This is a genomic window from Bartonella sp. AA23NXGY, from assembly GCF_042197165.1.
Classification (GTDB): Bacteria; Pseudomonadota; Alphaproteobacteria; order Rhizobiales; family Rhizobiaceae; genus Bartonella.
Window position 1 is genome coordinate 1 of sequence record NZ_JBHIRO010000007.1, and the last position, 14,572, is coordinate 14,572.

Annotated in this window: 17 protein-coding genes; 16 read left to right on the top strand and 1 reads right to left on the bottom strand. The window is 37.5% G+C overall.

Features of this window, described 5'->3' with window-relative positions; translation table 11 throughout:
• From ACFINY_RS04960 to ACFINY_RS05035, 16 genes are all read left to right on the top strand, one after another.
• Positions 1-276 (top strand): YadA-like family protein (locus ACFINY_RS04960; protein WP_375606732.1); only part of this gene is annotated, 276 nt, incomplete at its 5' end.
• Positions 273-878, top strand: a complete 606-nt coding sequence (locus ACFINY_RS04965) for an invasion associated locus B family protein (protein WP_375611868.1) — start codon at positions 273-275, stop codon at positions 876-878. The genes ACFINY_RS04960 and ACFINY_RS04965, both read left to right, overlap by 4 nt.
• A 905-nt stretch (positions 879-1,783) precedes the next feature.
• A complete protein-coding gene (locus ACFINY_RS04970) occupies positions 1,784-3,094 on the top strand; it encodes a Ppx/GppA phosphatase family protein (protein WP_375700903.1) in 1,311 nt (436 codons plus the stop codon).
• 29 nt (positions 3,095-3,123) lie between these two features.
• A complete protein-coding gene (locus ACFINY_RS04975; protein WP_375638350.1) occupies positions 3,124-3,852 on the top strand; it encodes an RlmE family RNA methyltransferase in 729 nt (242 codons plus the stop codon).
• Between the two features lie 173 nt (positions 3,853-4,025).
• Positions 4,026-5,051 (top strand): GTPase ObgE, encoded by a 1,026-nt coding sequence (gene obgE, locus ACFINY_RS04980; protein WP_375650917.1) that lies wholly within the window; start codon positions 4,026-4,028, stop codon positions 5,049-5,051.
• Position 5,052: 1 nt separating this feature from the next.
• The gene (gene proB / locus ACFINY_RS04985) at positions 5,053-6,192 is read left to right on the top strand and encodes a glutamate 5-kinase (RefSeq protein WP_375700904.1); all 1,140 of its coding nucleotides are present in this window, start codon (positions 5,053-5,055) and stop codon (positions 6,190-6,192) included.
• Positions 6,193-6,237: 45 nt separating this feature from the next.
• Positions 6,238-7,494, top strand: coding sequence for a glutamate-5-semialdehyde dehydrogenase (locus tag ACFINY_RS04990; RefSeq protein WP_375611863.1), 1,257 nt, complete (start codon positions 6,238-6,240; stop codon positions 7,492-7,494).
• 29 nt (positions 7,495-7,523) lie between these two features.
• Positions 7,524-8,117 (top strand): nicotinate-nucleotide adenylyltransferase, encoded by a 594-nt coding sequence (locus ACFINY_RS04995; RefSeq protein ID WP_375611862.1) that lies wholly within the window; start codon positions 7,524-7,526, stop codon positions 8,115-8,117.
• Between the two features lie 111 nt (positions 8,118-8,228).
• Complete coding sequence (gene rsfS / locus ACFINY_RS05000) at positions 8,229-8,615, top strand: ribosome silencing factor (protein WP_375610572.1); 387 nt, start codon at positions 8,229-8,231, stop codon at positions 8,613-8,615.
• Position 8,616: 1 nt separating this feature from the next.
• Entirely contained in the window at positions 8,617-9,099 is a 483-nt protein-coding gene (gene rlmH, locus ACFINY_RS05005; RefSeq protein WP_375700905.1) for a 23S rRNA (pseudouridine(1915)-N(3))-methyltransferase RlmH, read from the top strand.
• Between the two features lie 133 nt (positions 9,100-9,232).
• Positions 9,233-10,477: a murein hydrolase activator EnvC family protein gene (locus ACFINY_RS05010; protein WP_375611872.1), complete on the top strand. Its 1,245-nt coding sequence runs from the start codon at positions 9,233-9,235 to the stop codon at positions 10,475-10,477.
• Positions 10,467-11,777 carry a S41 family peptidase gene (locus tag ACFINY_RS05015; RefSeq protein ID WP_273790634.1) on the top strand — a complete coding sequence of 437 codons (1,311 nt, stop codon included), beginning with the start codon at positions 10,467-10,469 and terminating at the stop codon, positions 11,775-11,777. Before ACFINY_RS05010 ends, ACFINY_RS05015 begins: the two co-directional genes overlap by 11 nt.
• Before the next feature lie 39 nt (positions 11,778-11,816).
• Positions 11,817-12,344, top strand: a complete 528-nt coding sequence (locus ACFINY_RS05020) for an RNA pyrophosphohydrolase (protein WP_375611860.1) — start codon at positions 11,817-11,819, stop codon at positions 12,342-12,344.
• A 99-nt stretch (positions 12,345-12,443) separates the two neighbouring features.
• Positions 12,444-13,004, top strand: coding sequence for an invasion associated locus B family protein (locus tag ACFINY_RS05025; protein WP_273790632.1), 561 nt, complete (start codon positions 12,444-12,446; stop codon positions 13,002-13,004).
• A 326-nt stretch (positions 13,005-13,330) separates the two neighbouring features.
• Positions 13,331-13,624, top strand: a complete 294-nt coding sequence (locus ACFINY_RS05030; protein ID WP_375611859.1) for a YggT family protein — start codon at positions 13,331-13,333, stop codon at positions 13,622-13,624.
• A gap of 22 nt (positions 13,625-13,646) precedes the next feature.
• Complete coding sequence (locus ACFINY_RS05035) at positions 13,647-13,961, top strand: DUF167 domain-containing protein (RefSeq protein WP_375611858.1); 315 nt, start codon at positions 13,647-13,649, stop codon at positions 13,959-13,961.
• 53 nt (positions 13,962-14,014) lie between these two features.
• Here the strand turns inward: ACFINY_RS05035 and ppa are convergent, their stop codons facing one another.
• Positions 14,015-14,545 (bottom strand): inorganic diphosphatase, encoded by a 531-nt coding sequence (gene ppa / locus ACFINY_RS05040; RefSeq protein WP_375611857.1) that lies wholly within the window; start codon positions 14,543-14,545, stop codon positions 14,015-14,017.
• Positions 14,546-14,572 lie beyond the last annotated feature (27 nt).

Here is a 14,572-nt window from a genome sequence, read left to right on the forward strand (position 1 = left end):
ATGAAGTTTGAGACATTGAATTATGCTATTCAGGATGTTCGGAAAGAAGCAAGACAAGCTGCTGCTATTGGTCTAGCGGTGTCCAACTTACGTTACTATGATATACCAGGATCTTTAAGTGTTTCATTTGGGAGTGGTTTATGGCGCAGTCAATCTGCACTTGCTATTGGTGCTGGTTATACATCTGAAGATGGAAATATTCGCTCGAATGTATCTGTGACAAGTGCTGGAGGTCATTGGGGAATAGGTGCTGGAATTACTCTGAGGTTGAGATGATAATAGAAAAAATGGCTGTTATTGTAAAAACGAGAAGTATGTTAGTAAAGGTTCTGCTGTTTGCTCTTGCCTTAATAGGCAAGAGCGAAAGCTTTGCCAACGAGAACAATAATATTTATACAGTGCATCCACCGCACTTATCGATACCTAAGGGAGAACCTGGCGAAACACGTCGAATTATTATGCAGTTTTATGATTGGACTTTGATTTGTGACGAAAAACAAAAGCTTAAACATAAGCAAGGTATATGTAATGTGACACAGACGGTTCATGATCAAGAAGGAAATACCATTTTTAGTTGGTCTCTTGTTTCTACGACAAGTGGTCAAGCAGTGATGCTTTTTCGAACATTGCCAAATTCTGATATAAATGTTCCGATTCAAATGTTTGTAAAAGGTGTTAAAAAACCTGTTCTTATTAATTATACGCAATGTAATGAAACGGTTTGTTTGGCACAATCACCTGTAGGGCCGGTTTTGACTAAACAAATAGAGCAGAACAATAAGGTACGTATTTCCTATAAAACTAAAGAAGGTAAGGTATTTTCTTTTACTGTACCATTTAAAGGGTTAAATGCAGCACTTAATTCTTTCCGTCCTTAGAATTCATCGAGTATTTTTAACAAGAGTCATTTTTCCATAAATTGTTGTATTATATTTCTGAGTGTAAATTATAAGATCAAATAAGTAAGAAGTTTTATATAATATGATATCGAGGTGATTTGTTGGAAAGAGTGAGAGTTGAATATAAAGTTACAGTAAGTTCTTTATATGTAATAGAAAATCAAGTTAGTGTTTTCCATAATGCTTAAAGAATGATTTCGTTAGTTATTAAAAGTAAAAAAGATTAGAAATACTCGATTTATTCCTTACAATAATGAGTAGACTAAATTCTTTTTTAAGCTTCAAATGGATTTTTAAAGCGGTCTGATTATGCATTAATATTTTTCAGATAAAGTTATAATTCTAGAGATTTTTTTGAACGATAGTTTTTATTGGTATTCACAAAATAACAGCTATTGTAATTGCATTTTGTAGTACTATAGAACTTTTATTCCAGCATAATCAAAGCCATTTCATTGCATATAACAAACGAAGCTCGTGTGTAGATAACGAGATTAAAAAAATTTTTTCTTATAAACCGTACTAATGTATAGGTTGTTGTAACCTTAAGATTCAGGAAATAGTATGATAGTGTAGGTTTGTTACAATAGAGGTGTGCTCCGTGTAAATGGTATAAAGAAAAGAGCATAATTTATAAAAATTGATGTGAACGTAAACGATTAATTTATAGTTTTAAGTTGATAAAGAGAAGCATGATTTCACGGAAACAACCGAAAGATTATACAAAAATCTGAATGATGCTAGTGTAGAAAATTTTAATGATAGGAAAAGAAAGAGTGATTTCTTATATTTATCATTTGATGCTGCATTATTGCTTTATTTAGGAATGAGCAGAAGAATTTTCGCGTTTATTTATTGGGGGGAACGCTCAAGGGATAAGGGAAATGACCCCGTTAAATTATGGTTCAAAAGAGTTGAAGCGAGGAGAAATATACGATACCAAAGCAGATCAGTTGTATGATCAGTGCGGTAGTAGTACAAATAATCTTTCTGCATTGTCACGAACAGAGGTATACTCTGTCCTTGTTGATATAAAGAGACAACAGAGAAAAAAACATTATGAACAGAAACAGGTTTTTGTTCAATCTGAGACAGCTTTTGAGTTTCATAATCAGATAATGATAGGTACTCAAAAAACAAAAAAACTCAAAGCACCTTTTCTTCGACGGTTCCATCCAGTAAAATCTCCACCTCTTTATGCGGCACTTGATCTCGGAACAAATAATTGTCGTCTTCTTATCGCATCTCCCAGTAAACCTGGATATTTTCGTGTTGTTGATGCTTTTTCTCGTATTGTACGATTGGGAGAAGGTTTAATAAATAACGGTTTTCTTAATACACAAGCTATGGATCGTGCGATTGAAGCATTAAAGATTTGTCATTTAAAGCTAAAACAAAGGCATATTAAGCGTTATCGCTTGATTGCAACGGAAGCTTGTCGTTCTGCAGAAAATGGTAGACATTTTATTCAGCGTGTTTTGGAGGAGACAGGTCTTGAATTGGAAATTGTTGATCGGCAAACAGAAGCGCGTTTTGCTGTTACAGGGTGTAGTACACTTGTTGAACCAAATACTGACGCAATTGTGCTTTTTGATATTGGAGGAGGATCATCAGAAATTGTGCTACTTGATGTTTCTCAAAAGCGTTCTTTTCGTTTAGCTCGACAAATTATCGCTTGGACTTCTCTTCCTGTTGGTGTTGTTACGCTTGCTGAACGTTTTGGAGGGAATGATATTAGCTTAGACGATTTTGAAAAAATGAAAAGTTATGTGCGAGGGTTATTAAATAATTTTTCAGATCGTCATAAATTAGGAGAGTTAGCACAAGGTTCAAAGTTTCATCTTTTGGGAACCTCCGGTACGGTTACGACTTTAGCAGGAATGTATCTTAATTTAGAGCGTTATGATAGGAAAAAAGTGGATGGCATTTGGATGAAGGATGCAGACATTACACTTATGACACAACGTCTATTATCATGGGATATAGAAAAACGTGTCATAAGTCCTTTTATTGGGCGCGAGAGAGCAGATTTAGTTTTAGCTGGTTGTGCAATTTTAGATGTTATTCGGGAAGTTTGGCCAAGTCAGCGTTTAAGAGTTGCTGATCGTGGATTAAGGGAAGGAATTTTGATAGAGCTAATGTTACGCGATGGGGTATGGTGTCGTCGTAGAAAGAGCAGAGATTTCAAGTGTTAGAGAATTAAATATGGAGACAATGAATAACGATGAAAAAAACAACAAAAACACCGAGAGGTGGCTATGGAGGTTCAGGGTCACATGAATTATATCAGCGCGTAAAAAAGAAAGCAGGAACCATTAAAGCTTCATCACGACGATGGTTAGAGAGGCATCTGAATGATCCTTATGTCCATCAATCAAAAGTAGATGGGTATCGTTCGCGTGCGGCTTATAAACTCATTGAAATTAATGAGCGCTATAGGTTTTTGAAAAAAGGTCAAAAGGTTATTGATCTAGGAGCAGCACCTGGGGGCTGGTGTCAGGTGGTTGAGCGTATAGTAGGGTCAAGTGATGAGGATCCTAGCGTTGTTGGTATTGATTATTTACATGTTGATCCATTACCTAGAGTTGCCATGTTGGAAATGGATTTTTTGCATACAGATGCACCGCAGAAATTAATTGAAACTTTAGGGACAAAACCGGATGTGGTTCTTTCTGATATGGCAGCGCCAACAACAGGTCATCGTCAGACGGATCATTTAAGAACGATTTATTTATGTGAAGTTGCGGCTGATTTTGCTCTTTCGGTTCTCAAGCCTGGGGGATATTTTTTAGCAAAGGCTTTTCAAGGGGGAGCAGAAAACACTCTTCTTGCAAGATTAAAACAGCATTTTAAAAAAGTCTACCATGTTAAACCACCCGCAAGCCGATCAGAATCAGTAGAGCTTTATCTTCTAGCGCTTGAATTTAAGGGAAAAACAAAAATACAAGAATAGCACCTTCTTTTAAGAAGACTTAACTTTACTTAACCTATTTAAATGCGATGATTTTTTTCTCAAAGAGTTATCAGCGATAGTGACAGTTTTTCTGTTATCAATGATGAAAAACTGGTAAAATTAATGTATTGCCTATAGAGGTAGAGAGATTGATTCCTCAGTGAGTGTTTCCAATGAAATTTCTTGATCAAGCTAAAGTTTATATTCGTTCTGGTAATGGAGGTTCTGGAGCAGTATCATTTCGCCGTGAAAAATTCATAGAATTTGGGGGGCCTGATGGAGGGAATGGAGGACGGGGTGGTGATGTCTGGGCTCTTGTTGTTGATGGACTTAACACGCTGATTGATTATCGGTACCAACAGCATTTTAAAGCAAAAACAGGGGGACATGGCAAGGGGCGTAATATGACGGGTGAGAAGGGTGATGATGTCATCCTTAAAGTTCCGGTTGGGACTCAAATTTTTGAAGAAGATAATACAACGTTAATATGTGATTTAACGGAAGTGGGACAGCGCTATCGCCTTGCAAAAGGAGGGAATGGCGGTTTTGGCAATCTTCACTTTACAACATCGACAAATCGGGCACCGCGTCGTGCAAATCCAGGTTTGGCTGGAGAAGAGCGTGCAATATGGCTTCGTTTGAAGTTGATTGCTGATGCGGGGCTTGTTGGTTTACCAAATGCCGGAAAATCAACTTTTTTAGCTTCTGTAACGGCTGCAAAACCAAAAGTTGCAGATTATCCTTTTACCACTCTACATCCTCATCTTGGTGTTGTACGTATTGATGGTCGTGAATTTGTTTTGGCTGATATTCCAGGATTAATTGAAGGAGCGCATGAAGGTGTGGGAATTGGAGATCGTTTTTTAGGACATGTGGAACGTTGTCGCGTACTGCTTCATCTAATTTCTTCTCAAGAAGAAGATGTTGCAAAAGCATATCAAATTGTGCGTCATGAACTTGAGGCATATGGAAATAATCTAAGTGATAAAACTGAAATTGTTGCTTTAAGCCAGATAGATACGCTAACGATTGAAGAGCGTGAAGCTAAACGGGAAGCTTTGCAAAAAGTAACGGATCAACCTGTTATGATGTTTTCTGCGGTTAGCCGCGAAGGTTTAGAAAATGTGCTGCGTGCTGGTGCACATATTATTGAAATGTCACGCAAAGAGGAGATCAGTGGGGATAGCAAGGTTGATTGAGATGGCTGTTGGATCGCAAAAACTTACACACTATAAACGTATTGTGGTCAAGATTGGATCTGCCCTTTTGGTTGATCCTCAGGCAGGTTTACGGGTTGAGTGGCTTAAAAGCTTGATCAATGATGTTGTTGAATTGCATAAAAAAGGCGTAGAGATATTATTGGTGTCTTCAGGCGCTATTGCTTTAGGAAGGACATTGCTACAGCTTCCTAAGGGGACTTTGAAATTGGAAGAAAGTCAGGCATGTGCTGCTTTGGGGCAAATTGAGTTAGCAAAAACCTATGGTGATGCGCTTGCTCAACATGGGCTCAAAACAGGCCAAATTTTGCTCACTTTATTTGATACGGAGGAGCGAAGGCGTTATCTCAATGCACGTGCAACGATTGAGACGCTTTTATATTTGGGAGCTGTGCCTGTTATTAATGAGAATGATACTGTTGCAACAACTGAAATTCGTTATGGTGATAATGATCGTTTAGCTGCACGTGTGGCAACAATGGTGAGGGCAGATCTTTTAATACTTTTATCCGATATTGATGGTCTTTATACAAAGTCTCCCCATAGTGATCCTACGGCTGAATTTATACCTTTTGTTGCATCCATTACGCATGATATCGAAAAAATGGCAGATGTTGCTGCTTCAGAGTTTTCACGGGGAGGAATGAAGACTAAGCTTGAAGCCGGAAAAATAGCTAATGCTGCTGGAACGGCGATGATTATCACCTCAGGCAAGCGTATGAATCCTCTTGCTGCAATTGACAAAGGTGAACGCAAGAGTTTTTTTGCGGCAAGTAAGAAATCTGTCAATGCTTGGAAAACATGGATTTCTGGTCATTTAGATCCATCTGGTGTTTTGACGATTGATCAAGGAGCCATTAGGGCTCTTGAATCAGGAAAATCATTATTAGCTGCAGGGGTTATTGGCGTTGAGGGAAATTTCCAGCGTGGGGATACGGTTGCAATTGTTGGTACAGATGGAGTTGAGATTGCGCGTGGACTTGTAAGCTATGACAAAGATGAGGCTGTACGCATTATAGGACATAAAAGTGAAGAAATCGAAGCTATTCTTGGGTATGAGGCGCGCTCTGCTATGGTGCATCGTAATGATATGATTGTACGTTGCTTGACCAATACTGTTTAAAAAAGTTACTTTTGTTTTTATTGTTTTGGCAGAGTGGATGTTACGATGACTTTAGAAGAAAAAATGAAAGATATGGGACAAAAAGCACGCTATGCCGCTGCAGCATTGGCTATTGCTTCTTCTGAGCAAAAGAACAATGCATTAGAAATGATCGCTTTAAGTCTAGAGGCTCAGTCAGATGAAATTTTACGGGCGAATTGTCAAGATTTAGAGAATGCTGCTCAGAATAATTTGAAAGCTGCAATGATTGATCGGCTAAAATTAGATGATTTGCGTTTACGTGCAATGATAGACAGTGTTCGCCAAGTTGCTCGTTTATCTGATCCTGTTGGACAAGTGATGGATGAATGGACGCGTCCAAATGGGCTTCATATAAGTCGTGTACGAACACCTCTTGGTGTGATTGGCATTATTTATGAAAGTCGTCCCAATGTTACAGTTGATGCGAGTTCTTTGTGCTTAAAAGCAGGTAATGCTGCGATTTTGCGCGGTGGTTCGGATAGCTTTCATTCTTCTCATGCTCTTCATTTAGCTTTGGTACAAGGTTTAGAGCGCTCTGGTTTACCCAAAGATGCTATCCAAATGGTTGGAACGACAGATCGTGCTGCCGTTGGGGAAATGCTCAAAGGATTGGATGGAGCGATTGATGTGATCGTACCACGTGGTGGAAAGAGCCTTGTTGCCCGCGTTCAGTCTGATGCACGTGTTCCAATTTTTGCTCATTTGGAGGGACTTTGTCATATTTATATTGATAAATCGGCAGATTTAGATATGGCACGCAATATTGTTTTAAATGCAAAGCTGCGGCGAACAGGGATATGCGGTGCTGTTGAGACAGTTCTCATTGACAGCCAAGCATTAAAAAAATTTCTTCCTGTTTTAACTGCTTTACAGGAAAAGGGGTGTGAAATTCGTGCCACAGAAGATATTGTTTTTCTTATGCCAGATGTCAAATTAGCTTCTGAAGAAGATTGGTCGCATGAATATCTTGATGCTATTCTTTCTGTTAAAACGGTTGAGGGTGTTGAGGGAGCCATTGCTCATATCAAGCGTTATTCATCAGGACATACGGAATCGATTATTGCTGAGGATTTGGAAGTGGTGAAGAATTTTTTTAATCATTTAGATTCAGCTATTTTATTACACAATGCATCTACACAATTTGCTGATGGAGGTGAATTTGGTTTTGGAATGGAAATTGGTATCGCAACAGGAAAAATGCATGCACGTGGTCCCATAGGTGTTGGACAGCTAACATCATTTCAATATCACGTTAAAGGAAATGGTCAGGTTAGAGCTTGAGAACACCATTTTTTCCATGGAAAAATTGTATGCCACATGTTGAAAGATCTAATGTTGTGGGTCTTTTTGGTGGTTCCTTTAATCCACCGCATGCGGGGCATCTTCTTGTTGCAAAAATTGCCATTCGGCGTTTGCATCTTGATCAGTTATGGTGGATGATCACTCCAGGAAATCCTTTAAAGGATTGTACACAGTTGCTCCCTTTAGAGGAGAGAATGCGATTAAGTTTTAAACTTATTGACCATCCGAAAATTCGCTTGACAGGTTTTGAAAAAGCTATAGGGAGCAAAGTATCGGTAGATACGATTTTTCATATTCTTACTCATTACAGTGGCGTAAATTTTGTATGGATTATGGGGGCAGATAGTTTTGCGACGATACATCATTGGTATCGATGGCATGATATCGTCTCTATGCTTCCTATTGCGATTATTGATCGTCCTTTAGGCAATCGGTCAGCACTTTCCTCTCCTATGGCACATATTTATCGCCGTTTTCGTTTGGATGAGAGAGAAAGTAAGCGATTACCTTTTATCAAGCCACCAGTTTGGACTTATTTGCATGGACCTTTATCTTTTCAATCTTCAACAAACCTTCGTTTGAAGAAGAATGATTTTTCTTGAACATTTCATAAGATTCTGTTTCTCTTTAGAGAAGTCTCTTTTTTAGATTCCACAACGATAAGAAAGGATATTGATCTGAAAAACATTGCACACAAACACTCTTACGATATTATGCCTTCAAAAGAAAAAAAAGTTTTTTCTGTTAGTGAGAGTCTTGAAGTTATTCTCAAGAGTTTAGAAGATACAAAAGCAGAAGATATTGTTGCTATTGATATTCGAGGGAAGTCATCTTTGGCTGATTATATGGTCATAGCTTCAGCAAATTCGCAGCGTCATGTATCGTCTGTTGCTGATCATTTATTACATACTTGGAAAGATAGTGGGCAGGGGCTTGCGCGTGTAGAAGGGCTTGCTGGAGGTGACTGGGTATTGATTGATACAGGTGATATTATCATTCATCTTTTTCGTCCAGAAATTCGTCTTTTTTATAATTTAGAAAAAATATGGATGACGCCGGATTTAAACGATACGGCTTTGCTTCTCTTCGGAGATCATTAAAATGCAAATTTCTATTTTTGCGGTTGGTCGTATGAAAAGTGGGGCGGAGCAAAAATTAGTTCAGCATTATTTGGATCGTTTTTCTAAAATTTCTGGAGATGTAGGCTTTCATTTAAAAAAGTTACAAGAGATACCAGAAAGTCGTGCTCAAACAGCGTGTCAGCGTATGGAGGAAGAGGGGAGAAAACTTATTGAATTTTTACCTGAAAAATGTCGATTAATTGTGTTAGATGAGCGTGGAGAATCGATTTCGTCAATTTCTTTTTCTGAAAAATTGAGGCGTTATCGTGATGAGGGCATTCGAGATGTCGTCATTGCTTTGGGAGGACCTGATGGGCATAATGAACAAATAAGGAAGCGTGCTGATTTTCTTTTATCTTTTGGTTTGATGACGTGGCCACATCAAATTGCACGTATTCTTCTTACAGAACAACTTTACCGCGCTGTAACAATTGAAAATAATCATCCGTATCATCGTTTTTAATATTTTTGTTCAATTTTTAGCACTTATTTATATGTTTATTAATATTGTTTTAGCTGACACCATTTAAAGCATCTCTAATGTATACGATGAGGTGTCATGGTTTTTGCAAATGAAAAAGCTTCTTCATAGAAAGATGCTATATTTATATGAGGAGTGCGTCATATTTGTCATTCTGCTCTTGAGTATATTTTTTTGCTTTTCTGTATCGCATGCGGAAGATACAATGAGGAGTACGGAAGTCCATAAAGAATTAGGAGAAATTCGCCAAAATATTTCACTTTCGCGTGAGCGTGTTGCTTTTCTTATGCATCAAGTTGAGCATTTAAAAAAAGATCAACGTGTTTTGAGTGATGCACTCATAAAGGCGGCTAAAGAAGAACGTATAGTAGCAGATGATATTGCTAAAAGGGAAGAAAAGCTTAAAAAAATGATAGAAAAGCGGGTACAAGTCTATCAACGTTTAAAAAATCGTCGTGCTGAATTTGCGGAAGTTCTTGCAATTTTGGAGCGTATGGGATTGAATCCGCCTCCTGCTCTTATGATACAGCCAGAGGACGCGTTGGCTTCTATACGTAGTTCTGTTTTATTAGGTACCGTTATTCCTCAGATGCAAGAGAAAACACGAGATTTAACAGAAAAACTCAAGGAGTTGACCAATTTGAGTAATTCCATTACTACGGAATATAAGGCATTAAAGACAAAGCTGCAAAATCAAGCAGAGCAGCGAAAACGTCTAGAGCTTTTATTAGACCAAAAAAACAAACTACAAAAAAAATCAGAAAAAGAACTTACAGAACAGCAACAAAAAAATATTGCTCTTGCTAAAAAAGCGCAGTCTTTAGAAGAATTGATTTTAGAGCTCGACCGTCAGTCAAAACTTAGCTCTGATGCATCAGTACAGGTACGGAAAAGTTTGCAATTGTTAGAACAGTCCAATTTTGAAAGCCGAAAAGGTTCTTTACTTTTTCCTGTTTCAGGAAAAAGAATACATCACTCTAACAAAAGTTCGCAGATTACGCGCTTTGGTGAAACGATAGAAACAGAGTCAGGAGCTGTTGTTATATCACCTGTGGATGCTTTTGTTGCTTTTGCTGGGCCATTTCGTTCTTACGGACATTTAATCATTCTCAATGTTGGAAATGGTTATCATATCATTCTTACTGGAATGTCGAGAATTAATGTAAAACAGGGGCAGTTTGTTCTTTCAGGTGAGCCTCTGGGTATAATGGAAATGCAATTTATTTCAAACAGTGTTGCATTGGATATAGGAAAAACTTCTCCAATGCTTTACATTGAGTTTAGAAAGCAGGGAAAACCTGTAAATCCAACTCCTTGGTGGCAGACTGAAAAAATAAGAAGGAGCCAAAATGATTCGTAAAGTTATTCTTTTGGTCGCTGGGGTATTGCTCGGCGCCTGTTCAATGATTATGGTGCAGTCTGTTGCTGCGAATAATGAAGATAATGCATATAAAAAGCTAGCTATATTTGGCGATGTTTTTGAGCGTGTGCGTATGCAATACGTTACAGTTCCAGATGATAAAAAGCTTATTGAAAATGCTATCAATGGCATGCTCACATCACTGGACCCTCATTCATCTTATTTGAATGCTGAAGAAGCCAAGGATATGCGGGATTCTACGAAAGGAGAGTTCGGAGGTCTTGGTATTGAGGTCACTATGGAAAAAAACTTAATTAAAGTTGTTTCACCAATGGATGATACTCCTGCTTCAAAAGCAGGTATTCTAGCAGGAGACCTTATTTCAAAAATTGATGATGTACAAACGAATGGTCAAACATTGAATGAAGCTGTTAATAAGATGCGAGGTGCTCCTGGAACACCAATTACCTTAACAATTATTCGTTCTGGCGTTGATAAGCCATTTGAAGTGAAGATTGTTCGTGATATTATCAAAGTAAAAGCGGTGAAATATCGGGTTGAAGGTGATATTGGATATTTAAGAGTTATCCAGTTTTCTGAACAGACATTAAATAATCTTCTAGCGGCAATTAAAGATATCCAATCTAAAATTCCTGAAGATAAGCTAAAAGGTTACGTCCTTGATTTGCGGCTTAATCCCGGTGGGCTTTTAGATCAAGCTGTTAATGTTTCGAGTGCTTTTCTCAATAAAGGTGAAATTGTGTCGACTCGTGGGCGCAAAAAGAGTGATGTGACAAGATTTGATGCGAAGCCAGGTGATGTCATTAATGGAAAACCGCTCATTGTTCTTATTAATGGTGGTTCAGCAAGTGCTTCTGAAATTGTTGCGGGTGCACTGCAAGATCATCGTCGTGCAACAATTTTAGGGACGCAGTCTTTTGGTAAAGGATCTGTTCAAACAATTATTCCTTTGGGTGAAAATGGGGCTTTACGCTTAACAACAGCACTTTATTACACGCCATCAGGCACTTCTATTCAAGGAACAGGGATCACACCAGATATTATTGTAGAGCAACCACTCCCTGAAAAATATAAAGGTTATGATGTAAAAGTTGGTGAGTCTGCATTAAAAGGACATATCAAAGGAAAACGAGAGAGTAATAAAGGATCTGGTTCAGCTGCTTTTGTTCCCAAAGACCCTAAAGATGATATTCAATTGAATGAGGCTTATAAACTGTTACGAGGTGAAATGGCAAATGCAGCATTTCCACCAGATCCCAATAAGGATGTGTTAAAGTGAGAATTGATATCTATAGCTTGCGATTTTGAGGAATATTAAATGGATGCAGATATTAATTTGAAGATTCTTCCATATCGCAAATGTGTTGGGATTGTTGTCTTTAATCATGAGGGGAAAGTGTGGGTTGGGCGTCGTTTAATGATGCCCATTCATGCAGATGCAGATATTGACATATCTCATCGTTGGCAGCTTCCTCAAGGAGGGATTGATGAAGATGAAAAACCATTAGATGCGGCATATCGTGAACTTTATGAAGAAACGGGTATTCGATCTGTAAAGTTGATTAAAGAAGCACAAAATTGGTTCCATTATGATTTTCCACAAGAACTTATTGGGTGCACATTAACAAATAAATATCGTGGGCAAATACAAAAATGGTTTGCTTTCCAGTTTACAGGAAAGCTTTCTGAAATTGCGATTAATCCGCCACCAGATGGCAATAAAGCGGAATTCGATCAATGGAAATGGATTGATCTAGAAACCCTTCCGTTGATTGCTGTTTCTTTTAAAAAGCACGTTTATACGAAAGTTGTCAGCGAATTTCGAGGTAGCCTTAGACCATTATAAAAGCTATATGATTATGAGAAAGCTTTTTTTATTAAGATGCTTTATATTATAATAAATAATAAACATGTTTATCTTTTATGTAAAGAACAGGAATATAAAATGAAAAAGTTATTTAATTTACTTATAGTTTTTACTCTCTTGAGTATTTCATCTGTTGCATTTGCAACAAGTTCAAAGCCTCCTGCATCAAAAGATGCGGCAGCGACATTGCCAAATGGAGCTTCTTCTTTGACTGAAACCTACGGTTTGTGGACTATTAACTGTGGTATACAAGAAGGGAAAAGAATTTGTTTTATGCACCGTCAAGAAGTAAATGAGCAGGGGCGTGTTGTTGTGGCTATGGGCCTTACTCTCGATGCTGAGGGTGTTGTATCTGGTAATTTAACAGTTCCTTTTGGCATTTTGGTTTCTAAACCTGTTCGTTTACAAGTTGATGAGGGAAAAGCTGTTATCGAAACCGGTATCCGGACTTGTGTACCAGCAGGTTGTGTGGTTCCTGTCGTTTTTGACAAAAATCACGTAGCAGCTTTACGTTCTGGAAAACAGTTAAAGTTGGCGATGACAATTGCTGCTGCAGGTGAACCAGCTTTGAATGATTTATTTGTTCAGCTAGATGGTTTTAGCAGTGCTCTTAATCGTTTGACTGCTTTGCAGAAATAATTTTAAAACTAAAAGCGGCCTTTAAAAGGCCGTTTTTAGTTTGTTTGTTTTTTATAATTAATAATTAAAACGATGAGATTTAAGATTAATCCTATAAGGGATATTCAGATTTTTTGCCGTTTCTTCTATTTTATGTGCTATTTTTAATTTTGATATTTGTTTTCTAACTGCATCGTCATTAAATAGAGAGATGAAGAATTTAGATGTCTGGTTTTTATTCAAGAAAAAAGAGTATTGAAATATAAAACCATTTTTTGATACACAGACCTGCTTTAATGAAGGTTTTCTATACGCTCTTCTGTTTCCTTGATTGAAAGGGATGACGCATGATTTATGCATTGCTTCGAACGATTGATTTGATTTTTGAGATTTATATTGATATTTTAATCGCTAGTGTCATTTTTTCTTGGCTTTATGTCTTTAATATCATAAATTCACGCAATCGCTTTGTTGTTTTGATAGGAAGCTTTCTATATCGTCTTACAAATCCCGTTCTAAGCCGTATCCGGCAAATTTTACCAAATTTTGGAACGATTGATATTTCACCTATTGTAGTGTTCATTATTATTTATTTTATTCGTACTTTTATGTGGCGCGTTTACGCAAACATGTATGTATAGAAATATTACTTGAGGCGAATACATGTTTTATCAAGTTGATAAAAATAACTTGATTTTGTTTGTATATCTCATTCCAAAATCATCTGTTGACAAAATAATAGGGGTTGAATGTAGGGATGGTGAAAAACAATATCTGGTTATACGCCTTCGTGCTGTTCCTGAAGATGGAAAAGCGAATAAAGCTCTCATTAAATTTCTTGCGAAGCAGTGGAGAATCCCATCTTCTTCTATTTCTCTGAAAAACGGTGCAATATCTCGCTACAAACAACTTTACTTTTCAACACATTTAGAAGAGCTAAAACAGATATGGCAATCCTTTAGAGATTACATCTCGTAGAAAAAATAAATAACAAAGCCTATTTTTTTATAGGCTTTATTTTATTAAAATCGTTATACTTTTTTATTGCGCTCAACAGCTTGCCTAATTAATTCATGAGCAAAGTTTTTATCACGCCATCCTTCAATTTTAGCCCATTTTCCAGGTTCCAGATCTTTGTAATGCTTGAAGAAATGTTCAATTTGTTTGAGTGTAATCTCGGGCAGGTCTGTATAGTCATGAATATTGATATAGCGTTTTGTTAATTTTGTAGTGGGAATGGCAATAATTTTTTCATCTTTACCACCATCATCTTCCATCATTAGAGCTCCGATGGGGCGAACATTAATAACACAACCAGGCATAAGTGGACGGGTATTACAGATAAGGACATCAATAGGATCACCATCATCTGAAAGCGTATGAGGGACAAAACCGTAATTTCCAGGATAAACCATTGATGTATGAAGAAAACGGTCAACAAATAATGCACCCGACTTTTTATCCATCTCATATTTTATTGGCTGCCCACCAAGGGAGACTTCCACAATAACGTTAATATCTTCTGGTGGATTTTTGCCTACGGGTATTTCCTTAATATTCATAGAGACATCCTTTCTGGAATATAGTGA

Coding starts and splice junctions, on each gene's coding strand:
- ACFINY_RS04965 (WP_375611868.1), top strand. CDS start 273: ATGATAATAGAAAAAATGGCTGTTATTGTAAAAACGAGAAGTATGTTA.
- ACFINY_RS04970 (WP_375700903.1), top strand. CDS start 1,784: ATGACCCCGTTAAATTATGGTTCAAAAGAGTTGAAGCGAGGAGAAATA.
- ACFINY_RS04975 (WP_375638350.1), top strand. CDS start 3,124: ATGAAAAAAACAACAAAAACACCGAGAGGTGGCTATGGAGGTTCAGGG.
- obgE (WP_375650917.1), top strand. CDS start 4,026: ATGAAATTTCTTGATCAAGCTAAAGTTTATATTCGTTCTGGTAATGGA.
- proB (WP_375700904.1), top strand. CDS start 5,053: ATGGCTGTTGGATCGCAAAAACTTACACACTATAAACGTATTGTGGTC.
- ACFINY_RS04990 (WP_375611863.1), top strand. CDS start 6,238: ATGACTTTAGAAGAAAAAATGAAAGATATGGGACAAAAAGCACGCTAT.
- ACFINY_RS04995 (WP_375611862.1), top strand. CDS start 7,524: ATGCCACATGTTGAAAGATCTAATGTTGTGGGTCTTTTTGGTGGTTCC.
- rsfS (WP_375610572.1), top strand. CDS start 8,229: ATGCCTTCAAAAGAAAAAAAAGTTTTTTCTGTTAGTGAGAGTCTTGAA.
- rlmH (WP_375700905.1), top strand. CDS start 8,617: ATGCAAATTTCTATTTTTGCGGTTGGTCGTATGAAAAGTGGGGCGGAG.
- ACFINY_RS05010 (WP_375611872.1), top strand. CDS start 9,233: ATGCTATATTTATATGAGGAGTGCGTCATATTTGTCATTCTGCTCTTG.
- ACFINY_RS05015 (WP_273790634.1), top strand. CDS start 10,467: ATGATTCGTAAAGTTATTCTTTTGGTCGCTGGGGTATTGCTCGGCGCC.
- ACFINY_RS05020 (WP_375611860.1), top strand. CDS start 11,817: ATGGATGCAGATATTAATTTGAAGATTCTTCCATATCGCAAATGTGTT.
- ACFINY_RS05025 (WP_273790632.1), top strand. CDS start 12,444: ATGAAAAAGTTATTTAATTTACTTATAGTTTTTACTCTCTTGAGTATT.
- ACFINY_RS05030 (WP_375611859.1), top strand. CDS start 13,331: ATGATTTATGCATTGCTTCGAACGATTGATTTGATTTTTGAGATTTAT.
- ACFINY_RS05035 (WP_375611858.1), top strand. CDS start 13,647: ATGTTTTATCAAGTTGATAAAAATAACTTGATTTTGTTTGTATATCTC.
- ppa (WP_375611857.1), bottom strand. CDS start 14,545: ATGAATATTAAGGAAATACCCGTAGGCAAAAATCCACCAGAAGATATT.